The 21,918-nt window shown below is 60.3% G+C and carries 17 protein-coding genes; 14 read left to right on the top strand and 3 right to left on the bottom strand.

The window, feature by feature from the left end:
- Positions 1-157 precede the first annotated feature (157 nt).
- The 10 genes from CAURIC_RS08935 to CAURIC_RS08890 all read left to right on the top strand — a co-directional run bounded on the left by CAURIC_RS08935 (position 158) and on the right by CAURIC_RS08890 (position 14,460).
- Entirely contained in the window at positions 158-370 is a 213-nt protein-coding gene (locus CAURIC_RS08935; RefSeq protein WP_070433719.1) for a helix-turn-helix domain-containing protein, read from the top strand.
- On the top strand, positions 367-1,518 hold the full coding sequence (locus CAURIC_RS08930; RefSeq protein ID WP_035113729.1) for a type II toxin-antitoxin system HipA family toxin: 1,152 nt from the start codon (positions 367-369) through the stop codon (positions 1,516-1,518). Before CAURIC_RS08935 ends, CAURIC_RS08930 begins: the two co-directional genes overlap by 4 nt.
- An 819-nt stretch (positions 1,519-2,337) precedes the next feature.
- The gene (locus tag CAURIC_RS08925) at positions 2,338-5,568 is read left to right on the top strand and encodes an error-prone DNA polymerase (protein ID WP_290183432.1); all 3,231 of its coding nucleotides are present in this window, start codon (positions 2,338-2,340) and stop codon (positions 5,566-5,568) included.
- Positions 5,569-5,578: 10 nt separating this feature from the next.
- Positions 5,579-6,769 carry a CE1 family esterase gene (locus tag CAURIC_RS08920; RefSeq protein WP_052094954.1) on the top strand — a complete coding sequence of 397 codons (1,191 nt, stop codon included), beginning with the start codon at positions 5,579-5,581 and terminating at the stop codon, positions 6,767-6,769.
- A 304-nt stretch (positions 6,770-7,073) separates the two neighbouring features.
- The gene (locus CAURIC_RS08915; RefSeq protein WP_035113732.1) at positions 7,074-8,729 is read left to right on the top strand and encodes a PepSY-associated TM helix domain-containing protein; all 1,656 of its coding nucleotides are present in this window, start codon (positions 7,074-7,076) and stop codon (positions 8,727-8,729) included.
- A 56-nt stretch (positions 8,730-8,785) separates the two neighbouring features.
- The gene (locus tag CAURIC_RS08910; protein ID WP_290182541.1) at positions 8,786-9,421 is read left to right on the top strand and encodes an ECF transporter S component; all 636 of its coding nucleotides are present in this window, start codon (positions 8,786-8,788) and stop codon (positions 9,419-9,421) included.
- A gap of 10 nt (positions 9,422-9,431) precedes the next feature.
- The gene (locus tag CAURIC_RS08905; protein ID WP_290182539.1) at positions 9,432-10,985 is read left to right on the top strand and encodes an ABC transporter ATP-binding protein; all 1,554 of its coding nucleotides are present in this window, start codon (positions 9,432-9,434) and stop codon (positions 10,983-10,985) included.
- On the top strand, positions 10,982-11,761 hold the full coding sequence (locus CAURIC_RS08900; protein WP_035113735.1) for an energy-coupling factor transporter transmembrane component T family protein: 780 nt from the start codon (positions 10,982-10,984) through the stop codon (positions 11,759-11,761). The genes CAURIC_RS08905 and CAURIC_RS08900 overlap by 4 nt, the downstream gene beginning before the upstream one ends.
- A gap of 236 nt (positions 11,762-11,997) precedes the next feature.
- Entirely contained in the window at positions 11,998-12,555 is a 558-nt protein-coding gene (locus CAURIC_RS08895; protein ID WP_084588137.1) for a nucleoside/nucleotide kinase family protein, read from the top strand.
- A gap of 12 nt (positions 12,556-12,567) precedes the next feature.
- The gene (locus tag CAURIC_RS08890) at positions 12,568-14,460 is read left to right on the top strand and encodes an alpha/beta hydrolase family protein (protein ID WP_035113741.1); all 1,893 of its coding nucleotides are present in this window, start codon (positions 12,568-12,570) and stop codon (positions 14,458-14,460) included.
- A 24-nt stretch (positions 14,461-14,484) separates the two neighbouring features.
- Here the strand turns inward: CAURIC_RS08890 and CAURIC_RS08885 are convergent, their stop codons facing one another.
- Entirely contained in the window at positions 14,485-15,756 is a 1,272-nt protein-coding gene (locus tag CAURIC_RS08885) for a saccharopine dehydrogenase family protein (protein ID WP_035113744.1), read from the bottom strand.
- Between the two features lie 102 nt (positions 15,757-15,858).
- On the opposite strand from CAURIC_RS08885, the gene CAURIC_RS08880 reads away from it, so the two are divergent.
- Positions 15,859-16,470 carry a tRNA (cytidine(34)-2'-O)-methyltransferase gene (locus tag CAURIC_RS08880; protein ID WP_035113747.1) on the top strand — a complete coding sequence of 204 codons (612 nt, stop codon included), beginning with the start codon at positions 15,859-15,861 and terminating at the stop codon, positions 16,468-16,470.
- A gap of 131 nt (positions 16,471-16,601) precedes the next feature.
- On the opposite strand, the gene CAURIC_RS08875 is transcribed toward CAURIC_RS08880, so the two are convergent.
- Positions 16,602-17,918, bottom strand: a complete 1,317-nt coding sequence (locus CAURIC_RS08875) for an MFS transporter (RefSeq protein WP_290182532.1) — start codon at positions 17,916-17,918, stop codon at positions 16,602-16,604.
- 83 nt (positions 17,919-18,001) lie between these two features.
- Between CAURIC_RS08875 and CAURIC_RS08870 the strand changes: the two genes are divergently transcribed.
- The 3 genes from CAURIC_RS08870 (at position 18,002) to CAURIC_RS08860 (ending at position 20,618) form a co-directional block, all read left to right on the top strand.
- Complete coding sequence (locus CAURIC_RS08870; protein WP_052094957.1) at positions 18,002-18,694, top strand: CGNR zinc finger domain-containing protein; 693 nt, start codon at positions 18,002-18,004, stop codon at positions 18,692-18,694.
- A gap of 560 nt (positions 18,695-19,254) precedes the next feature.
- Positions 19,255-20,112, top strand: coding sequence for a bifunctional methylenetetrahydrofolate dehydrogenase/methenyltetrahydrofolate cyclohydrolase (locus CAURIC_RS08865; protein WP_035113756.1), 858 nt, complete (start codon positions 19,255-19,257; stop codon positions 20,110-20,112).
- A 122-nt stretch (positions 20,113-20,234) separates the two neighbouring features.
- Entirely contained in the window at positions 20,235-20,618 is a 384-nt protein-coding gene (locus tag CAURIC_RS08860) for a DUF3017 domain-containing protein (protein WP_035113760.1), read from the top strand.
- Positions 20,619-20,772: 154 nt separating this feature from the next.
- Here CAURIC_RS08860 and metX read toward each other — a convergent pair whose 3' ends face one another.
- Positions 20,773-21,900, bottom strand: a complete 1,128-nt coding sequence (gene metX, locus CAURIC_RS08855) for a homoserine O-acetyltransferase MetX (protein ID WP_035113762.1) — start codon at positions 21,898-21,900, stop codon at positions 20,773-20,775.
- Between the last annotated feature and the right edge of the window lie 18 nt (positions 21,901-21,918).

Raw genomic sequence — 21,918 nt, 5'->3', positions numbered from 1 at the left:
CTCATTTGTCTGGTTAATGGGCATGATCGTGCCGGATTTAGGGTTCGGGTTGGTATTGCGTAAGGTTAACTAGAAAAACCGGCAAATTCCTGCCGGTAGTGGTGCGTGGTAGTTAGTGTGAAGTTTCGTTCGGTTAATAGGTAGGTAGGTGAGTGGAGTGCTGGATCTGGCAAGTGCTGTGCGGAATCGCCGGCGTGAGCTGAACCTGACTCAAGAGGAGCTTGCGGACCTTGCACAGGTCGCCGAACGGACGGTTCGGGCTATTGAGGCGGGTAAACAGACGATCCAGCTGGATAAAGCTGTGCAAGTTTTAGGCGCGATTGGGCTTGAGTTCGCGGTGCAAGTGCATGTTCCTAAGGCGCTGCGATGATTGCCAATGTATGGGCGGGGGATACTCTTGCCGCAACCATTACGAGGGATAGAACAGGAACGACGTTCCAGTACCTGACGGAATATAAGCTTTCGGACCTTCCAGCTATAGCGACCACCCTTCCGAAAGGTGCGCCGCCCATCATGTTGCCACCTGGACAGCTGCCGGCATTTTTTGCCGGGTTGTTGCCAGAGGGGCGGAGGCTAAGTGCCCTAAAACGGTCGGTGAAAACTTCCGCCGATGATGATCTGGGACTGTTGTTGTCTGTCGGGGAAAACACTGTGGGAAACGTTTCAGTGCTACCAGAGGGGAGGGAGCCGGCAATCATTCCCGGCAGTGTTGATTTAAGTAGTGACGGAGTGGATTTTTCCCCGGTCCTTGCTGCTGCTGGCGTGGGTGATCCGCATGCTTTAGCGGGAGTTCAAGATAAGGCTTCAGCGCGCACGATCGCAATGCCGGTTGGCGGTGAAGCTATCGTGAAACTATCCCCACCGGAGTATCCAGGACTAGTGGAAAACGAATACTCCTGCCTGCGGGCTTATCGTGCAATGCCCATGGCGAAAAAACGTGTCGTCCATGCCGATATCGTCCACGACAAAAACGGATTGCCCGGCTTAGTTGTTCGGCGGTTCGATGGATGCTTTCCGCATAAATACCCGGTGGAAGATGCGGGTCAATTGCTCGGTATTTACCCAGCCGATAAATACAACGTCAGCTTCGAAGAAGTCTGCGAACAAGTGTTGGCAGTAGTTGCGGCTCCTAGGCTGGCGGCCCGTGATCTTATGCTCCAGCTGGCTTTTGCGTGGTTAAGTGGTAATGGGGACATGCATGCCAAAAATGTTTCAGTCATAAATAAGGGGTTCGGATACGAGTTAGCTCCTGTCTATGACATTCCCAGTACTGTTCCCTATGGTGATCGCACACTTGCGCTCGAGGTCGGTGGAAATGAAGTTGGGCTCAGTCGAAAGCGGTTTATTGCGTTGTGTGAGCACTTTGGCGTGGCGGAAAAACTAGCGAATAAGGTGGCTCATCAAGCCCTTAATGCCACGGCTGATTTGGCGAGCGTGTTGATTGAGGCCGCTGCGTTCGACGCTCGGCGAGCTCGCGATCTCACTCGCATTCTGCGTAATAGGCGACAGCATTGGTAGGCGAAGAGGCTGCAGATACTGAATAGATCACGTGTTCTAAAGGGGGTAGGGTTGTGAACCGTGAGCAAGGAGAGTGGGAACCGTCCGTCTGCGCGCCGACCCCAGCAGGAGGGGCAGGCGCGTGGCTTCGGGAATCCCGCAGCATTGAGCTGGTCTCGCCTGGAACGCATTCTTTCCGGTGTGGATACCGGACCGCTCCATGCACTCGGTGTCGCAGACGGGGTGGGCGACGGTGCTCGGGTTCATTGGTGGGATAAGGCTCAGCGATCGGAAGAGCATACCGACGAGACTGCGGGTGAGGGGGCTCGTCAAAGTACAAGCGGGGGTGTTGGGTGCGATGCTGGAGAAACTGGAAGCGGGCGCGGTGGTGGGGAAACTGGAAGTGCGGACGGCGCTGGCAAAGGCGGCGGTGGGGAAGATCTCAACACGGGCCAAAAGGCGGCGCCACAACCGTTTGCCGAGTTGCGCAGTTGTCACGCCTACAACTTCCTCCATGGCGCTGACCAGCCCGAAGCGATGGTCGCTAAGGCCGCGGAGCTGGGCATTACGTACCTCGCGTGCTTGGACCGGGATGGCATGTACGGGGCTGCGCGCTTCGCCACGGCGGTAGCGGAACATAATGCTGGGTTGGCCGGCGATCCGCTGGCCAACACAGGGTTTACCAGCGCTGCGGGGTATAACGCAGGGGAGCGTTGCGCTCAGGTGAACGGCCACTCGTTAAACGCGGAGAGTCCCGCCGAATGTGGTCCACAGGTTCACGCAGGCTCGCAGGTTCTGGCGGGTCCACAGGTTCACGCAGGCTCGCAGGTTCCGGCGGGCATGCAAGTTCACGCAGGCTCGCACATCCACACCGTGTTCGGCGCGGAGCTTTCCCTCGCGGAAGGTAAAGGCCACCCGTTGGCAATCCTGTGCCGTGGACAAGAAGGCTACCGGCGCCTGTCACAACTCATCACGGAAGCCAAGATGGCAGACCGCGATAAGGACACGGTGAACTACCCGCCACTGGAAGCCGTTGCCCAGCGCGCCCAAGGAAACTGGGTCGTCATTATCGACCGCTACTGGGCGGAACGCGCAGACGAATTAGTTCACCTGTTCGGTGCTGAAAACTGCGCGATCCAGTACCAGCTCACCATGGACCCAGCCGATAGCGACTGGAACGGCACACTTCACCGATGCGCCCAGCGCCACCCGGGCGTTCACGAATTCGCCAGTGCCGTGGCCACATGCGCCAGCCCAGCTTCCGCGCGCCTCGCGGGAGTCAAAGCGGCCCTGCACGACCGACTGGACCTGCATTCCGCCGAGCCCACTACACACCCCACCGGGGGATCGTGGCTACGCTCGCGAACCGAAATGCTGCAACTCGCGGGAGACTGCGACTGGCTCCGTGAAGCCATCGACAGTGCCGTCGCGCTGGCAGAACAATGCGCGTTCACGCTGAACCTGATTGCGCCGAACCTCCCGAACTACCCAGTCCCCCCGGGGCACACCGAAATGAGCTGGTTGAAAGCCCTGGTGGAAAAGGGAGGTGGGGAGCGCTATGGGCGTCGACCCAAAAAGAAAGAGTGCGGCGCGGAAACAAACAAGCAAGCCAACCAAGAAACCAGCGACACAGCTGGGAGGACGAACACCGCCGCGAACGCCAAGGCATGGGAAACCATCGACCGGGAACTGCAAATCATCGAGCAGCTGGGCTTCCCGGGGTACTTCCTGATCGTCTACGACATCGTGAACTTCTGCCACACCAATGACATCTTCTGCCAGGGAAGGGGCTCGGCGGCGAACTCCGCGGTGTGTTTCGCGCTGGGAATCACGACCGTGGACGCGGTGGCGGCGGGACTGCTGTTTGAACGTTTCCTGTCCCCAGAACGCGACGGGCCACCGGATATCGACCTGGACATTGAATCGGGCCGGCGCGAAGAAGCGATCCAATACGTCTACCGCCGCTACGGGCGAGACAACGCGGCACAGGTCGCCAACGTCATCACCTACCGGCGCAAAGGAGCCTTGCGCGATGCCGCCCGCGCGCTGGGATACGCGCCAGGCCAGGTGGACGCGTGGAGCCGCGGGATCGAACCTGCCCCGGAACTGCTGCAAGATGTGGCGGACCAACTGCGGGATCACCCGCGCCACCTGGGGATTCACTCCGGTGGCATGGTCATCTGCGATCGCCCGATCGCCGATGTGGTGCCAACCGAATGGGCACGCATGGAAAACCGCTCCGTGGTGCAGTGGGACAAAGACGACTGCGCGGCCGTGGGGTTGGTGAAGTTCGACCTGCTGGGGCTGGGAATGCTGGAAGCGCTGCACCACGCTGTCGACCAGGTGGAACGGCACCGCGGGCGGCGCGTGGAACTGTGGCGGCTGGATCCCGTGGAAACCGAGGTGTACGCCATGCTGGCCAAAGCCGATGCCGTGGGTGTGTTCCAGGTGGAATCCCGCGCGCAGCTGAACACCTTGCCACGGTTGAAGCCCCGCACGTTCTACGACCTGGTGGTGCAGGTTGCGCTGATCCGGCCAGGCCCAATTCAAGGTGGCAGTGTGCACCCGTTCATCCGCCGTCGCAATGGGTTGGAGCCGGTGACCTTCGATCACCCCAGCCTGGAACCCGCGCTGACCCGCACGCTGGGGGTGCCGCTGTTTCAGGAACAACTCATGCAAGTCGTGGTGGATGCCGCCGGGTTTAGTGCCGCGGAGGCCGATTCGCTGCGCCGCGCGATGGGCTCGAAGCGTTCGCCACAACGCATGGCGGCGCTGCGCCAGCGGTTTTACGATGGCCTGCAGCGGACTAACGGGATCACCGGGGAGGTGGCCGATCGTCTGTGGGACAAGATCGTGGCTTTCGCGTCCTATGGCTTCCCGGAATCGCACGCGCAGTCGTTCGCGTCGCTGGTCTACTACTCCGCGTGGTTCAAGTATCACTATCCGGCGGAGTTCTGCGTGGCTTTGCTGCGCGCGCAACCGATGGGGTTCTACTCGCCCGCGTCCCTGATCGCCGATGCGCGCCGCCACGGGGTGAAGATTCTGCCGGTGGATATCAATGCATCCGGGGTGGAGGCGGACACGGTTGTTGGTCCGGGCACTGGCCTGGAAGCTGGTGCTGGTCTGGGAGCTAGTGCTGGTGTTGCGCCCGATGAGGGCCCGTGCCCTGGTGCGGAGGCAGATTTTATTGCGGCCTCACCTACGTTTTTTGGGTCGACGCCCCCCGCCGCCCCCGACCCCAATCGTCCGCAGGGAATTCACGGGCTCGGCCGCGGGACGGCCGAACCCGTGGGCGCAATCCGGTTGGGGCTCGCCTCCGTCAGCGGAATCGGGGAGGATGTGGCCCGCCGAATTGTTCAGGTGCGCGAACACAAGGGGCCGTTCGTCACGATCAGTGACCTTTCGCGGGAGGCTGGGCTAACTGTGCGACAGGTGGAACAACTCGCCCGCGCGGGTGCTTTGGAAAGCCTGGGCCTGGACCGCAGGCAAGCGGTGTGGGCCGCGGGAGTTGCCGCTACGGAGCGCCCTGGTATGTTGCCCGGAAGCTCCTTGATGCAGGTGCCAGCGCTGCCCGGCATGAGTGCATTCGAATTGACGGCGGCGGACCTCGCGGCCACGGGCATCACACCGGATGGGCATCCGGTGGCTTTACTGCGTGAGATCCTCGAACGGTGGCACGAGCTACCCATCCGTACCGGGGTGCGCGCCGGCCAGGTTCGCGGTGGCGCTCCCGTTATTCCGGCTCACCGGCTATTGGAGGTTCCCGACGGCACCCGCATTCGCGTGGCCGGTGTGGTCACTCACCGCCAGCGCCCCGCGACCGCCGGGGGAGTGGTGTTTTTCGGTTTAGAGGATGAAACCGGGCTGGCCAATGTTATGGTTACCCAGGGGTTATGGAATCGCCAGCGTAAAGAGGCCCTCAGTACAACGTTGGTTGTCATCAGGGGAATTGTGCATAATGCGGCGGGCGCAGCCAGTGTGACGGCGGATCATATTGAACCCATGGAACCCGAATTACGCGCAGCCAAAACCTTTGGGGCGGTGCACCAGAAATCACGGGACTTTCGTTAGTATCGGCCGTGTGCAGTTCAGCCTAGACCCTAAGTATTATCGCCGGCGCCGGATCACCGCGGTGGTGGTCGTGCTTACCTTGGTGGCTTTCGCAGCTGCGCTGGGTGGGTTGATTCAAAGCAAAACTGGCTGGTCGCCATCGCCCAACGGTGAACAGGATTCGGCGCAACATGAGGTGAATAATACTGAGCCCGCGAATACATCTGCGATTGCCGTCACTCCGGATAAAGAATCCGAAGCCGAATCTCAACCCAAACCTGAACTGCGCCGCGTAGCCAAGTTCAGCCCAATTTCAAAGCCCCCGAAACCGGGGCAGGGTAAAGAAATCACCATTAAAAGCGATGGCATGGTGCGAAAATACATTCTCAATGTGCCTAAAGAAGCATCCTGGCTCAATAGCAAAGGGCAGCCCATTCCATTGATTATGGGATTCCACGGTTACCGGGAAAGCGCCGAGTACATGGATAAATATGCCGGATTGAGCAATCAAAAAGCCATCGTTGCCTACCCGGCGGGGATGGGACGCGCATGGGAAGGCGCGCCCTACGCGGTAACTAAAGATGGCCAAGATTTACGATTCACACAGCGGATTCTGGACGAAGTCTCTTCCACCTACCGGGTGGATAAGCATCGTGTTTACGCAACCGGGATGTCCAACGGCGGCGGATTTGTCGCCAAGCTGGCCTGCGAAATGCCCCGGGATTTTTCTGCCGTCGCTTCTGTTGCCGGGGCGTATTACCCAGGCACTTGGGAAGGCTGCGCTGCCAAGGGATCGAATCCAGACAAACCTCGCACCGTGAAATTCGCCGATGGCCCCACTGTGCCGTTTTTGGAGATCCATGGCCGAAAGGATGCGCTCATTGAGTACAAGGGTGGGATACTGCATGACACTCCCTACTTGGGTGCTGTTCGATTGACCAGTTTGTACGCCGCCCGCGCCCAATGCTTCGCCGCCCCCAAAACTACCGACGTGTCCAAAGAGGTATTGCGTATTGAGTGGCCAGGATGCCCCCACAAGGGCGAAGTTATTCACTTGGCCATTAGGGATGCCGGCCATACGTGGCCGGGCGAGCTGACGGGCCTGGCTGGGGCGGCGGAGGCGAAGGGAACGAAAAAGGACCAAGACAAGCGGAACAGGACATCCGCCTCCCTGTATGCCGCAAGCGAAATCGAAGAATTCTTCCAACGGCACACTCTCTAATCTCGGACACCGTGCGTTTCTCGACCGCCCGGGGGTAGGTCGATCGCTGGTAATTAGCCAGTTCACGCGCTGGTGGCTAGCCCCGCCTGTAGGTTCGCCCCCGATCTCTGGGAACCATTTTCAACGCAGTTCCGACTACTGAACGAAGTTTTTCAGGCGCCCGAAAAACCTTCGCCCTTTCACACGGTTAGCCCCGCACCGGCATTAAACGGGTGAGCCTGTCGGTAGGCAGCCCCATGGTGAACCTGTCGTTAGGTAGCCCCTCCCCGGTTAGCCGTCCCAGAACTAGTCGAAGGTATTTTCAATGACTCGCACTTCCATCCGTGCATTCCTCCTGCGGATACATTTCTACGGAGGCATGTTCGTAGGGCCATTCATCCTGGTGGCCGCCCTTACCGGATGTCTTTACGCGCTGGCCCCCACCCTAGAGAACATCGTCTATCGTGATTCCACCACCGTAGCGGAAGTTACCAACCCCGTTCCTCTGGAACAGCAGGTCGCTGCCGCGGAAAAGGCCCATCCGGGACTAGACGTGTTGCAAGTATGGCCGGCTAACACGCCCACCGATTCCACCCGTGTCCTGCTTGCGGATCCCACAATTGACGAGACCGAGGACCTCGCAGTCTTCATCAACCCGGCCGATGCCAGTGTGATTGACGCCCAACCTAGCTACTCTGGCCTAGGAGAGCTACCGCTGCGCCACTGGATCTCGGCACTGCACCAGGATTTCCACCTAGGTAAGCCAGGTGAGTTGTACTCTGAACTGGCTGCGTCTTGGCTCTGGGTACTGGTGCTGGGTGGGCTCTACCTGTGGTTTATCCGCGCGAAGGCAGCCCGCATCCGCCGTGGCCAAGGACGTTTCTCCACCCTTAAGGCGATGCTGTTAGGAGGCGCGAGGGGCGTCGGGAAAGAAAACAATCCCGCAGAGAGCAGCGAGCTACCGGAAACTGGCGGCAACGCAGTGGCTGTGTCCGGCACCAAGGCGCGCGCTGCCGCCCGGAAGACGGCGATGAAGGTACATGCCGTGACGGGAACGTGGCTGCTAGTGGCGCTCTTGGTTTTGTCTGCGACTGGGATTACGTGGTCCGGCCTGGCGGGCGAGAACGTCAACAAGCTAGTGGAATCCATGCATTGGAAGGCCACCCCTATTGAGACTTCACTTCATGCCGGGGAGGGTGACGCGGCCGCGGCAGGTGGCGGGCACGAAGGACACGAGGGCCACGGCAACCACGGCAATCATGGAGGCCACGGCAATCATGGAGGCCACGGCAACCATGAAGGCCACGACGGCAGCGACACAGCGGCCGACGGCGCGGCCAGCGACTCTGCAGCCGATAACCCAACTGCCGGCAACCCCGTAGCCAACACTTCGGGCACTACGACCGACGTCCCCGCAACGCAAGCGGATACCGTCTATCGCGCAGCGCGAGATGCAGGTTTGACCGGCCCATTGCGCCTATACCCACCAGAGGACGAACACTCCGGCTGGAAGGCCAGCGAACGCTGGGTGGAGTGGCGCACGACTAGCGATCAAGTCTCCGTCGACGGCTCGGACGGGCGAATCATCGATCGCCAAGATTCCGCCGATCTGCCGACGTTCAGCAAGCTGTCCAGTTGGGGTATCTACCTACACATGGGAATTATGTTCGGGTTGCCACTGCAATTACTGCTGTTCGTAGTGGGGTTGGGACTAGCTTTGATGGTGGTCATGGGCTACCGGATGTGGTGGAAGCGCCGCACCAGTTTTGTGCCTGGATCACCGAAGAATTTCAGTTGGCAAACCACGGCGCTGGGCGTGCTGGTGGTCGCTACCGTGGGAGTGTTCCTGCCGCTGTTCGGCATCACGCTGGCCGCGTTTTTGCTGGTGGATGTGCTGGTCATGGGCCGTCGGGCGCGGAAACTGCGGAACCGGAATGTTAAGATTCGTCCGATACCACAACCGGAGCACCAGACGACCTGACAGGTGCTGATTGATCAAGCCTTACTGATCAAGGCTTACAAGGCAAAAGGAACACCATGACCGCAGCGACCCCATCCACCCCTAACTCCGGCCCGCGCACTACCCGCCCCAACCGCAGTTGGCGCGTGGTGGATATTGTCGTGGCCGCGATCCTCGGTGTGGCATTCGGCCTTATATTTTGGATTTGGAATGGTGTGGGCGGTGCCGCCTACAGTGCCTTCGACGCCGCCACACCCGGCCTAGGAGGTTTGGCCACCGGGATCTGGGTGGCCGCCGGTGTGGTGGGCGGCCTTATTATCCGTAAACCGGGTGCGGCGCTCTTCGTCGAGCTGGTCGCGGCCATCGTTAGTGCACTGTTAGGCAACCAGTGGGGCATTGAAACGGTGTATTCTGGCCTTACCCAAGGCTTGGGTGCCGAGCTGGCCTTCCTCGCCTTCGGATACCGCAAGTTCACCTTGCCTGTGGCCGTCCTCGCCGGCATTGGCGCCGAGGTGCTGGAGTGGATCCTGGAGCTGTTTACCTCCGGAAACCTGGCGATGAGCCCTTCCTACCTGGTCATTTACCTCGTCTGCATGGTGATCTCCGGTGCTGTACTGGCCGGGGTTCTGGGTTATTTCCTCGTCCGAGGTCTCGCCGCCACGGGGGCGCTCGACCGCTTTGCCGCTGGTCGCGAGCGTCGCGAGGAGATTTAGACCCATCGCTATGGGCGCAGAAATCGTTCTGGATAATTTTGGTTGGCGCCACGCGGGGAGGCGCGATCCCGCCATCGCTGGCATCAACGCCCGCATCGCCCCGGGTGAGAAAGTCATGCTGCTGGGCACATCCGGCGCGGGGAAATCCACCCTTCTCGCAGGCATCGCGGGTGTGTTGGGGGATGTGGAAGAAGGCGAAGCCCACGGCCGCGTGACCATCGATGGGGAAGTGCCACAGTACTGCCGTGGGCGCGTGGGAATGGTTCTGCAGGATCCGGATTCGCAGGTCATTGCCGCCCGCGTGGGCGATGACATCATTTTTGGCTGCGAAAACCTTGGAGTGGACCCTGCTGAGATGTGGCGCCGTGCCCGACAGGCTGTGCGCACCGTGGGGTTGGACAGTATTGATACGGATATCGAAGCCGTTTTGGCCCGGCCCACCGAGCGGCTTTCGGGTGGGCAAAAACAGCGCCTTGCGCTAGCCGGTGTGCTGGCAATGCAGCCGGGCGTGATCGTGCTGGATGAACCTACGGCCAACCTGGACCCCCAGGCCACTGTGGAAGTCCGCGACGCGGTGATCGCCGCGGCGGAAACCACCGGCGCTACCTTGGTGGTGGTCGAACACCGCGTGGGTACGTGGGTGGAACACATGGACCGCGCCATCGTGTTGGGTGTAACCGACGGGGAAAACCCCACCAGCCATGTCATCGCGGATGGCCCGATTGACCAGATCCTGCGCCAGCATGGGGAACAACTCGCAACCTCGGGGATGTGGGTGCCGGGTGTGCCAATTGAGTTGGAAGCGTTAGACAGCGGGGCGTCGACCCACAAGAATTTGGTGACCACTCACGACCTTAAAATCGGGTGGAACGCCAACCACCCAGTGCAGCAGGGGTTGAATCTGCAACTTCCGGCGGGGTCAACCGTGCTGACCGGGGATAATGGTGCGGGTAAATCCACTCTGGCGCTGACCGTTGCCGGGCTGCTGCGGCCCGTGGCCGGGCAGGTGAATGCGCGGGGGTTAATGGAAAGTAGTGGGCCGGGAGCTAGTGGCATGACGGCTGGCGGTGACACGGGGCACGGGGGCGCACCAAGCTTCCGCCGCCCGAGCCGCCACAGCCCCCATCCCCACGCGTGGAAGTCCCGAGATCTAGTGCGCCGTATCGGGTTCGTTTTCCAATCCCCAGAGCATCAATTCGCCGCCCGCACCGTGCGCGAAGAACTCCTGCTGGGGCCAGCCACCGTCGGGATGGATTCCGCGGAGGCCGAGCAGCGTGCGGACGACCTGTTGGCGCAACTGCGCCTGTCCCGGCTGGCCAAAGCCAATCCATACACCCTGTCCGGTGGCGAAAAGCGCCGCCTATCGGTGGCGGCAATGCTCGCGACGCGACCGCGGCTGCTTATTTTAGATGAGCCCACCTTCGGCCAAGACCGCGCGACGTTCCACACGCTCGTGCGGTTATTCCAGCAGCTGGTGGAACAGGAATACTCCCTGCTGTCGATCACGCACGATCGTGATTTCCGCCGGCTCATGGGCACTCACGAGTGGAGGTTAACCGCATGATTCTGGAGCGCATAGACCCCACTACGCGGCTGCTCGCCCTGGCTGTCTTGACCACCCCGCTGCTTCTCAGCATCGATCTCACGTCCGCCACCGTCGCCTTGATCGGGATTATCCTGCTGGCGCCCCTGTGTGGCACCGGCCCTGTGGAATTGATCAGCAGAGGGTGGCCACTGCTCCTCCTGGCGCCCCTGACTGGCCTCAGTATGTTGCTGTACGGGCGCGCCGGGGGAGAAGTGTACGTGGATGCCGGCCTGATCACTATCACCCAGAATTCCGTCGCGCTGGCGGTTGCCGTGACCGTGCGCGTTCTTGCTGTTGGTCTGCCTGCGGTCATTCTCACCCGTAACTTGGACCCCACGCGTCTGGGCGATGGGTTGGCCCAATTGTGGAAACTACCCGCGCGTTTCGTCATTGGTTCCGTAGCGGGTGTGCGCATGGCCACCTTGTTCCAACAGGACTGGGCTGCCCTCGAACGGGCCCGGCGCGCCCGCGGCTTGGGTGATGGTTCGCGGATCTCACGGCTTCCCAAGCAGATGTTTGCCCTTTTGGTGTTGGCACTTCGTCGAGGTGGCAAGCTGGCCACAGCGATGGAGGCGCGCGGTTTTGGGGCTACCGACGCCAACCGCAATCCCCTGCCTCGAACGTGGGGAAGGAAGGCGACATTCGGGGCGTGGGACATTGGGGTGCTGCTGGTGTGCGCTGCCCTCAGCGTCCTGGCACTGGGGATGGCCGTGTGGACTGGCGATTTCCGCCTGCTGGGTGTGACGGGAAGCTAATGTATGCGTGAGTAGCCCGTCCGTGCCTTGTCCATATCAACCAAGGTTGCCGGACCCTTAGCGGTTCAACCAAGATTGCCGGGCCCTTAGCGGTTCAACCAAGATCACTGGCGTCGTAGCGGTTTCTTGCGGGAATTGCCGGGCTGTGCTCCCGCACCACGTTCACCTCAACCGACGTTGTCAAGGCTGTGTTAGCGCCCTTCTGAATCGACCTTCCGGCCTCTTATATTGGACTGATGATCGCAACTGACCCTGTGGAAGTCACCACAATTATTCTGCGTGCGGTACGGCAATTACCACGAGGTAAAGCCCCCTTGACCGTACTTATTGACGGTCGTAGTGGGTCGGGGAAAACGTGTATCGCACAAAGGCTCAAAGGGCTGGTGAAGGCTCAACTGGTGCACCTCGATGACGCGTACCCGGGGTGGGCCGGGTTGGCGTCGGCCTCAAAGGCAGTGAGCACCACCATCCTCAGCAACCAGAAGAGCCAAGCCGGCTACCAGAAGTGGGATTGGTTTAACAGTGCCTATGGCCCGTGGCAACCGGTGGATCCCCACGCGAACCTCATTGTGGAAGGCGCCGGCGCGCTGACTCCCGAGACGGTCGAGGCAGCCCGGCAGCGCAGCGGGGAGCGGGTCTTGACCGTGGTGTTGGAAGCGCCGGAAAAAACTCGGAGGATTCGGGTGCGCAACCGCGACGGCAATCCTGAGGCGTGGTGGCAGATGTGGGCCGCGCAGGAAAACGAGCATTTCGCACGGCTACCGGAACCGGATCTGCATATTGTGACCTGCTAACATTGCGAAGCTATGCGCCATACCACCAGACCTTCGATCGCTCCGGCGGGAGATGCCATTGCGTATATCGTCCGCGATGGGGATTACCCGTATGCCGTTCAAGTGGCTTTGGAAAATGGGGAGTTAGGGGAGGAAAGGCATGTGCAGCTACCGGTGGAGGGGCCGGTCACACGGGTGCTGCACAGTCCCGATGGCAAGTGGATTGCGTGTGAAGTTTCACCCAAGGGCTCGGAGCGACTGGAGACCTTCACTGTGTCCACCGATCCCGCGGTGCCGGGTGCCCAAGCACTGCGCAATACCCACGATGCAAAAACCACCCTAGTGGAGTGGGATGGCACGTACCTGGCAATGGACGCAGTGGCATCCGATGGGGTGTCCGAAGCGCGTTTGGTGGACCCGGAGAATTCCCGCTATGTGGTGATGGACCGTCGCAGCGATGCCGTGCTGGTATCCAGCGAGGCCGGGTTTTGCCTGATGCGCGTTGGTCCCCGAGGGAATCGCGAGCTGCTGTTAGTCACTCCTGAGGGACAATGGATGCCGCTGTTAAGCCCGCAACCGGGTGCGAATACCGAAGATGGTCATATCCTGCCGCTGGGAGAGAACCGGATTGTGGTGCTAGTGGCCACGGATCACAACGCGGAGCGCCGCCGGATCCTGCGCCTGGTGGTAGAGGTGGACCCGCAGACCGGCCGGCCGCGTTGTCTGGAGCAAGAGGACCTGATCAGTGGCCCGGAATCCGATGTGGATGAGTTCGTCATCAGCGAGGATCTGACGACTGCCGCGGTGTTGTGGAACAACGATGGGGTGTCCAGCTTGGAAGTGCTCATGTTGGGGGAAGCTCAGCGCGTGCAGGTTCGTCGCACCGTGGAGTTGCCGGGCATGGTGGCTTTTGGTTTGTCGATTACGGACGACGGAGGCCTGTTGGCACTGACAGTGGAGGGGCCGAACTTGCCTCCGACGGTGGAGATCCTGCAGGTTGATGCCGGGCGCGTGGAGCCACTGGACCCGGACCGCTCAGCGCGTTTGGAAGAGCGCAGCCGCGCCGGGCGGTTACCCACACCCGAATTGGTCCACTATGTGGCCCGTGACGGGTTGGAGCTGTCGGGATGGTTGTACATGCCGGATCCAGCCCCCGCGGTGAGCAATCCGGAAGCAGACAACGCGGCAACCAGCCAGGGCGAGGACAATGTGGTGGTCACCCCGGATGCTGCGCGGCCGGTATATGTCCATCTGCACGGCGGCCCGGAGGGCCAATCCCGCCCGGTGAACCACGACATCCTGTCACAGCTGGTGAGCGCGGGCATCACCGTGTTCACCCCAAACATCCGCGGCAGCAAGGGGCACGGCCGCGCCTTTTCGCACGCAGACGATCGCTACGGGCGCTTTGCTGCCATGGATGACGTTGCCGATACAGTTACTTTTTTGCTCGACGCCAACCTGGCCCACCCCGGCCGCGTTTTCGTTGGGGGTCGAAGCTATGGCGGTTACTTGGCGGTCCTTACCGCGTCCCGCTACCCGGATCACTTCGCCGGTGTTATCGATGCCTGTGGCATGACGAGTTTTGAGACCTACTACGAATCAACCGAGCCGTGGTTGGCCTCCGCGGCTTCACCGAAGTACGGCTACCCCATGCACGATGCGGAATTGTTGATGGAGATTTCCCCGCTGTACAAGGCGGAACACATCACTCCACCTGTGCTATTCATCCACGGTGAAAACGATACGAACGTGCCTATTGATGAATCCCAGCAGTTGTACGAGGCTCTGCGCGCGACGGGTCAAACCCCGGAATTCCTCGTTGTTCCGGGGGAGGGGCATCAGTTCGTCAAGCCCACATCGCGCACATTGATTGGCGATACGATGCTGGAATTCATCGAGCGGGTCAACAGCGGCGTGGAGGTCTAACCCGCGCCCGATCAACCCCCAAGGCTACGCGGTGCCGAGTTTCACACCAGCTTCGCGCAACCGTCGAACATAAGGCATCCCCAGACCCGTAGCCGGCGTGAGCACACCACCGCCAGTTTCGCTGTCGCCGACCTTCGGCAACTCATCCTCGTGCAGCGCCAAGGTCAAGGCGGCCTCGCCCAGCAGCAAGGACGTGCCTTTGTAACCGGGATCAGCTTGCATCTCCATGGAGGAGCGAATCCGGGTGCCATCGCTGAGGGTGCCATAGTGGGTGGTTCGGAAGAACCCGTTTTCACGCGAGGCTTCGTCCGGCCCTTCACCCGGTTCCGGGATCCACCGCGCCAGTTTCGGCCGCAATTTCTCATTTTGAATCAACTTGATGCCCACGCCAAGGGCGGCGCCAATCGCGTAGCTCGTCGCGCGCCCCTTGAGTCCCTTGCCCGTATACATGAACTCGCGGTAGCGCAAACGTGGACCGTAAGCGAAACCCAGCAAAGCGTTGGAACGGCGCACCACGCGGGTGTTGCAGCTGGCCATGACAAACGGGCCCGCAAACCCGCCCTTCTCGCCGTACTCATCGAGGGATACAAAACCGTGGTCAGGCTGCGCCCCCAAGTCCGGCTCCGCATCGCGGTCGGGGGAGGTGGTGTAGGGATCTGCCAGCAGTTTCCCCAGCTTCGGGTTCTTATCGACCTCGGCAAACTGATTGCGGATGGAGTCGACAGTGCCGCCAGACAAGCCACCCTTCATCTTCACGATCAGCGTGGCGTCGTCCAATTGAGAAGGCGAGTGCTTCTTGGCTTCCTCGTGCAACAGCAACATTCCGATATCGGAGGGGACAGAGTCAAAGCCACACGATTGGACGATGCGGGCGCCCGTGGCTTGGGCGGTGGAGTTGTGATTGTCGATGGTCTGGCGCATGAACAGCGTTTCGCCACACAGATCCACATAGTGGGTGCCCGCGGTGGCACAGGCTGCGGTGAGCTTCTCGCCGAAGCGCAGATAAGGTCCCACGGTGGTGATCACCACGCGGGTCGATTCTGCCATGGCCTGAAGCGAGGCCGAATCGGTGGAGTCCGCGACAACGAGCGGGAACTCGGCTGCGCGAGGGTACTGAGCGGCGATCTCGTTCCTGGTCTGTTCCAGTTTTTGTTCATCGCGACCCGCCAACGCGATCCGTGTGCCCTCCGGTGCGCGGTCGGCAAGGTAGATGGCGGTAAGCTTTCCGACGAATCCCGTGGCGCCGAACAATACGACATCATGGGTGCGGTGAGCGCGAGATTGAGAATCAGTCATGGCTACCGTTCTACACAAAATTGCCATACTGGGTTTTCTAGGGCTCACGCTTTGGCTTCCCCGTAGGCAACAGTTTTCTTATGTCATGTGAAAGGTTCCCCGATGAGTGAACACGGCGGGTTGCACGTCCTTTTCGACCGTCCGCAGATTCCGCCGAATACCGGCAACGCAATTCGGATGTGTGCGGGGACGGGGGCATCGCTGCACCTCGCGGGACCGCTGGGGTTCAACTTCGAGGAAAAGCACGTGCGCCGCGCCGGGTTGGACTACCACGACCTTGCCGATGTTCACCTGCACGATTCGGTGTGGGACGCATTCGATTCCCTGTGTGGGGCGCCTGCTTCCTCTGCTGGCGCGGGGGCTTCTTTGCGCGGAACTGGGGCTTCTTCTGCTGGCGCGGGGGCTAGCACTGCGGTCGCTGGGGATTCTTCCAACGGCGCCCCTCGCCGCCCCACCAGAGCTCCCAGTCGGGTTTTCGCTTTCACCACGAAAGCGGATGTGTGGTTTACCGATGTGACGTATCAGCCGGGGGATGTGTTGTTGTTCGGTCCAGAGCCGACGGGGCTGGATCCGGACGTCCTCCATGATCCGCGGGTCACACAGTGGGTGAGGATCCCAATGCTTCCAGGGCGCCGGAGCATGAATCTATCCAATGCGGCGGCCGTAGCGACCTATGAAGCATGGCGGCAGATGGGATTCCCTGGCGGTGAGTAAGGCGAGCCAAGCATTTGTGCGCGCGGGGTTAGGCACTGCCTCCGCGTGCTGCACACCCGCGCCAACACACAAGCATTTGTGCGCGGGGTTAGGCGCTTGCTGTGTGGTGGAACCGGTGACTGTTCCTGGATTTAGGACTTTGCGACGGTTTGCCCGCTATTCCCCGTGATGTCTAAAGAGATATTCCTGCCCGCGATCATGCCTGCAATTCCTTGGATGATGAGCATGCCGAATAGTACCCACAGCACCACCATCCAGTCATTTGTCTGATCGTGCAGGAAGCCAGCTGTGATCGGTCCCATGGCAGACAAGGTGTAGCCCGCTGTTTGGGAAAGAGCAGCGAGGGTGGCGGTTGTTGGGCCGTTTGCGGAGCGCAAGAGGGGTAGGGAAAAGCCCACCCCAGTTGCTACACCGTTACCCATGCCGAACACGATTGCCCATATGGCGATCGTGCTGGTGGGGGCGATGATCATACCTAAGATACCTGTGGCCAACAGTGCGGAACCGGTGACGGTGGCCCAGCGCTGCGAGCCGCTGTTGTGGACGCGCAGGGAGATCAATAGGGCCAGGGGAATGGCGGTGAAGTTGATGATTGCCAGCATGCTGGATCCGCGTTCCAACGGGATCCCGCGGTCGGTCAGGATGGTGGGCAGCCATGCGGAAATGGTGTAGAACAAGACCGACAGGATTGCGAAATAAGTAGTCACTGCCCACGTGATGGGGTTGGACCACAGCGGGCGACTGGAAGGATGCTTGGCGCCTTGGCCGCGCATCCCCTTTCCGTCGGCTCGCATGTGAGGCAACCATAGGGGGATCGCAATCAAGATCAGTCCGGCCCAGGCGAATAGGCCCCAACGCCATGATCCTAAGGCATTCGTCAGTGGGATGGTTCCAAGTGCGGCCAGCAATGGGCCTAGGAATAAGGACACGGTGTAAACCGCGGTGAGCGTACCTGCTTGTTGGTGATAGGCGTGTTTGATGTACGTCGGCAGCAGCACATTCCCGATGGTGATGGCTACGCCAACGACAGCCATGCCGATGTATAGAGCAGTCACTGCGGGGATGAGTCGCACAGTGAATCCGAGTAGCAGCACAAGCAACGAAACCATGATGCAGCGGGCTACTCCGAATTTGTGCCCCCAGCGGGGCGCGGATGACGAGAGGAAAACGAACGCCAAAATTGGCACCGTTGTTAAGAGCCCCGCAGCTGTAGATCCGAGGTGGAAGTCCTCGGTTATGCCGGGCAAAACAAAAGCGACGCCCGTGATTCCCGGTCGCAGATTCAACCCCACTGCTAGCACGGCGAGGATGGCCACGATCATGCTGGGGCGAGTCCTGGGATGTTCTGGGGGCTTTACACGGTCGTGTGCCGGGTTGCTGGGTGAGGAGGAGCTGGGGTGAGCCGGGTTGCTCGATGACGTGGAGCTGGGGTGAGCCGTAGATTTCATTGAGGACCTATGTGTGAGTATCAAAAAACGATTTTGCTAATGACGAGGGAACATTGAAACATGGGATTAGGTAAGGTGTCAACATGCTTTTTACTCATGACGTCGCACCTCGTATGGCCTTGGTCATGGATTTGGTTAACACGGACCCGGGGGTTGTGGGAGCTGTCCAGCCGGGCGTGAACCAACCAAGCGTTGCCACTACACGTGGGACCCAGCCGGGTACTGGGAAATCTAACGGCGCTCAGACAGATAGTGCCGGTTCGAACGGAACCCAGCCGGGTGAGGATAACGAGGATGTTGTCGATTCTCCTGGCTGGTTGCAGCACTTCGTAGCTGATCATTGTTTGTTTCGCGTTGACGAAGGAAGCATGAAAAACGGACGGACATGGAACCGCGAGATCAAGGAGTTACGTGCGGAACTTCGAGCCATTGTGGACGCGCCCGACATGGAAAGCGCCGTTGAACGAACGAATAGTTTAATTGCGGTGCTGAGTGTTCGCCCGTATCTCAGTCGCCATGACGATCTGGATTGGCACATCGACTGGGCGGCAGACAGCGCGGATGCTGTTTCGCGCATCCGCGTAGAGGCAGGGCTGGGCCTACTGGGATTCTTACCGCAGGGTGGGATCGACAGATTCCGGCGTTGTGCCCGCCCTGGGTGCGAGCGATACCTTGTTGATTTATCCAAGAATAAGTCGCGAAAATTTTGCGAGGGCACGAATTGCGCTGCGCGTACTCACGCACAGGCGTATCGGAATCGAAATAAGCAAGGGTGACGGTTCATACAAGTGCGTGACTGGCAGCACTAGTACTTCATTCCACAGTCAGCGTCTTTCTTGCCCGTGGTGTGATGAGTATCTTCCTCGCCTGAATCCGTGAGACATTTCACGTGGATTAGGTTCGGCTTTCTTCCGGCGGTGGGGTGTGCAGAACGCGTTCGAAATGCGAAACGCGTTTCAAAACGCAAAACATGTTCGAAATGCGAAACGCGTTTCAAAACGCAAAACACGTTCAACAAACAGAACGAGATGCACAAAAATCATCGTTTCGCAGTCGTTTCATTCTGCTTCTTCGACATGTGCGCAGCCGTTTCTTGCGTTTCGTTCTGCTAATTCGACAACCGCTTAACCTCACCAACCCGTCCACGATTTTCGTTCTGCTAATCCGACATTGCTGGTGCCGCAGAGGATGGGAGTGATGGCGGAGAAGGGATGCGGTGGATGAAGGTAGAGACTGGGCACGCGGCGGAGGATGAAGGTAGGGAATGGGATTGGATGCAGGTCGTTGGAAGGGCTCAAGGTGGATTCGCCGCCCGGAAGTGGAATAATTAGTAACTATGGCTGCAACTAAATTGGACGGAAAACTGTACCGCGATGAGATCTTCGCTGATCTCGCCGACCGAGTGAAGGCGCTAAAGGGCAAGGGAATCACGCCAGGACTGGCAACTGTGCTGGTGGGGGATGACCCAGCTAGTCACTCCTACGTGCGCATGAAGCACAAGGACTGCGAGCAGATTGGTGTTAACTCGATCCGCCGTGACCTGCCAGCGGACGTTACGCAAGAAGAGCTCAATGCCGTAATTGATGAGCTCAATGCTGACGATGCCTGCACCGGGTACATCGTGCAGCTTCCGCTGCCCAAGCACTTGGACGAAAACGCGGTGCTAGAGCGCATCGATCCCGCGAAGGATGCCGATGGGTTGCACCCGGTCAACCTGGGCAAGCTGGTTCTCAACGAGCCGGCGCCATTGCCTTGTACCCCAAATGGTGCGATCAGCTTGTTGCGCCGGTTCGATGTTGAACTCAATGGCGCCAAGGTTGTCGTGATCGGGCGTGGTGTCACGGTTGGTCGGCCCATTGGATTGATGCTCACCCGCCGCAGCGAGAACTCCACCGTTACCCTGTGTCATACCGGTACGAGGGACCTGAAGGCAGAGACCATCAATGCGGATGTCATTGTTGCCGCTGCTGGCGTGCCCCACATGCTCACGGCCGATATGGTCAAGCCCGGTGCAGCCATTCTCGACGTCGGTGTTTCCCGCGGTGAAGACGGCAAGCTTGCAGGTGACGTACACCCTGACGTGTGGGAAGTCGCCGGAGCGATCTCCCCAAACCCAGGTGGTGTGGGCCCGCTGACCCGCGCTTTCTTGGTGCGCAACGTGGTAGAACGTGCGGAGCTCCTGGTGCAGCAGTAGCTCGGAGGTTCGAACCCGCGGCGGGACAACACCCGGATGAGGAATGTACCAGTCGCGGAGCAGCACGCCCCCTGAACCCAAAAAGCACAGCAGCAGTTCCATAGAAAACAGATCGGTTAGCTATGTCGCCCAACTCTCCGCACACTCCCCATCAGCATTCCGCCCATGCGCGGATCGGGGGAGTGCGAGAGCATCTTTTGGCCAACCCCCACGATCGGGCTGTGCCGCCGTCCCCTCTGCGGGCCTCGCTGCAACGCGGATTGATTTACGGTTTCGCGGGCTTACTCATTGTCGTCTTCGGGCTTATTGTGATGAACCACTGGCGCCGGGGCGTATTCATTTTGGGGTTGGCGCTGGTGTATTTGGCCGTGATCCGCTGGCTGGTTGATTCCCGAATTCTCGGCGTGCTCGCGGTTCGTTCTCGTAAATTCGATTCAATCTTCAGCGCGACCTTAGGTTTAGCGATGATGTGGATTGCCCTCGGTGTGGAATCGCTAGGAAGTTAGTTGGTGCGAGCACCGCTGCACCGCTGCACCGCTGCACCGCTTGGGCCGCGGGTAGCCACGCCGTGGCAACGCCACCACACTTCAGCCTCGGGTGCTCACGCCCCGGCGCACCCGCTTCCGTCCCGGTGCGACCGCTTCCGCCCCGGCGCCCCAGCTACTCGACTACCTCGCCGAGTAGCTCTGCTTTCCGTAGGAACTTCTCCAGCACCTGCCCCATTTGCCGCGATTCGATGAGGAACCCATCGTGCCCCGTTGGAGACGTGATTTTGGATAACCCGATGAAGTCGCCCAAGTTGCGTGACAGGTGCTCCTGCTGGTGGAACGGATACAAAATGTCGGTATCCACCCCCACCACCATGGTGGGCACTTGGCTGGAGCCCAACGCCGCATTCATCCCACCGCGCCCACGGCCCACATCGTGCCGGTTGAGCGCATCGGTCAGCACCACATAACTGCCCGCGTCGAAGCGCTCCTTCAGCTTCTCGGCCTGCCGATCCAGATAGCTCTCCACGGAAAAACGCTGGTCGCTTCGACGATACGGGCCATAGGGATTTTCGCCCCGTTGCGGATCGGTGCCGAATCGCTCGTCGACTTCTAACTCACCGCGATAGGTCAGGTGCGCAATGCGCCGCGCCTGCCCCATTCCTTCATTGGGCTCACGGCCGGTTCCGTAGTAATCGCCGCCCTGCCAGTCCGGATCGGCCTCGATAAAGCGAATCTGGCTGGACTGAATGCCGATCTGCCAGGCGCTCGCGCGCGCTGAAACGGCAATCGCCAGTGCGCTGGTGACTTTGGAGGGGAACATTAGCGTCCACTCCAGCACCCTAGCCCCTCCCATCGAAGCACCGATAACGGCAGCTATTTTCTCGACGCCCATCGCTTCCAGCAACTGGTTTTCCGCTTGCACCATATCCCTGATGGACAGGCCGGGGAATCGTGATCCCCAGGCGCGGCCGTCAGCATGCAAACTGGCCGGACCGGTGGAGCCTTGGCACCCTCCCAGCACATTGGCGCACAGCACTAGGTAGCGTTCCGTGTCAATGGGCTTGCCGGGGCCCACATTGTCTGACCACCAATCCATCGCGTTCCCATCGCCGGTCAGCGCGTGCTCGATGAGAATGATTGGCCGACGGGCGGCTTCGGTGGGGCAGCCGTGGGCGTCGTCATAAAAGGCATGCAGGCACAACCGAGCGGCGGGAATAGTGACCCCACCCTCGGTGACAACATCGCCGATCTCGATGATGGACGAGCCGCCATTGGGTGGGAGTAATTCGGAGCGCATGATGGGAAAGCAGGGGTC

Origin of the sequence: Corynebacterium auriscanis (genome assembly GCF_030408435.1) — a bacterium.
In the GTDB taxonomy this organism is placed as follows: Bacteria; Actinomycetota; Actinomycetes; order Mycobacteriales; family Mycobacteriaceae; genus Corynebacterium; species Corynebacterium auriscanis.
This window is presented reverse-complemented; position numbering and strand designations above follow the sequence as displayed.

Excerpts from the sequence above, each read along its gene's own strand:
- CAURIC_RS08930 (WP_035113729.1), top strand. The coding sequence starts at position 367 with ATGATTGCCAATGTATGGGCGGGGGATACTCTTGCCGCAACCATTACG.
- CAURIC_RS08925 (WP_290183432.1), top strand. The coding sequence starts at position 2,338 with ATGCAAGTTCACGCAGGCTCGCACATCCACACCGTGTTCGGCGCGGAG.
- CAURIC_RS08915 (WP_035113732.1), top strand. The coding sequence starts at position 7,074 with ATGACTCGCACTTCCATCCGTGCATTCCTCCTGCGGATACATTTCTAC.
- CAURIC_RS08910 (WP_290182541.1), top strand. The coding sequence starts at position 8,786 with ATGACCGCAGCGACCCCATCCACCCCTAACTCCGGCCCGCGCACTACC.
- CAURIC_RS08905 (WP_290182539.1), top strand. The coding sequence starts at position 9,432 with ATGGGCGCAGAAATCGTTCTGGATAATTTTGGTTGGCGCCACGCGGGG.
- CAURIC_RS08900 (WP_035113735.1), top strand. The coding sequence starts at position 10,982 with ATGATTCTGGAGCGCATAGACCCCACTACGCGGCTGCTCGCCCTGGCT.
- CAURIC_RS08895 (WP_084588137.1), top strand. The coding sequence starts at position 11,998 with ATGATCGCAACTGACCCTGTGGAAGTCACCACAATTATTCTGCGTGCG.
- CAURIC_RS08890 (WP_035113741.1), top strand. The coding sequence starts at position 12,568 with ATGCGCCATACCACCAGACCTTCGATCGCTCCGGCGGGAGATGCCATT.
- CAURIC_RS08885 (WP_035113744.1), bottom strand. The coding sequence starts at position 15,756 with ATGACTGATTCTCAATCTCGCGCTCACCGCACCCATGATGTCGTATTG.
- CAURIC_RS08880 (WP_035113747.1), top strand. The coding sequence starts at position 15,859 with ATGAGTGAACACGGCGGGTTGCACGTCCTTTTCGACCGTCCGCAGATT.
- CAURIC_RS08875 (WP_290182532.1), bottom strand. The coding sequence starts at position 17,918 with ATGAAATCTACGGCTCACCCCAGCTCCACGTCATCGAGCAACCCGGCT.
- CAURIC_RS08870 (WP_052094957.1), top strand. The coding sequence starts at position 18,002 with ATGCTTTTTACTCATGACGTCGCACCTCGTATGGCCTTGGTCATGGAT.
- CAURIC_RS08865 (WP_035113756.1), top strand. The coding sequence starts at position 19,255 with ATGGCTGCAACTAAATTGGACGGAAAACTGTACCGCGATGAGATCTTC.
- CAURIC_RS08860 (WP_035113760.1), top strand. The coding sequence starts at position 20,235 with ATGTCGCCCAACTCTCCGCACACTCCCCATCAGCATTCCGCCCATGCG.
- metX (WP_035113762.1), bottom strand. The coding sequence starts at position 21,900 with ATGCGCTCCGAATTACTCCCACCCAATGGCGGCTCGTCCATCATCGAG.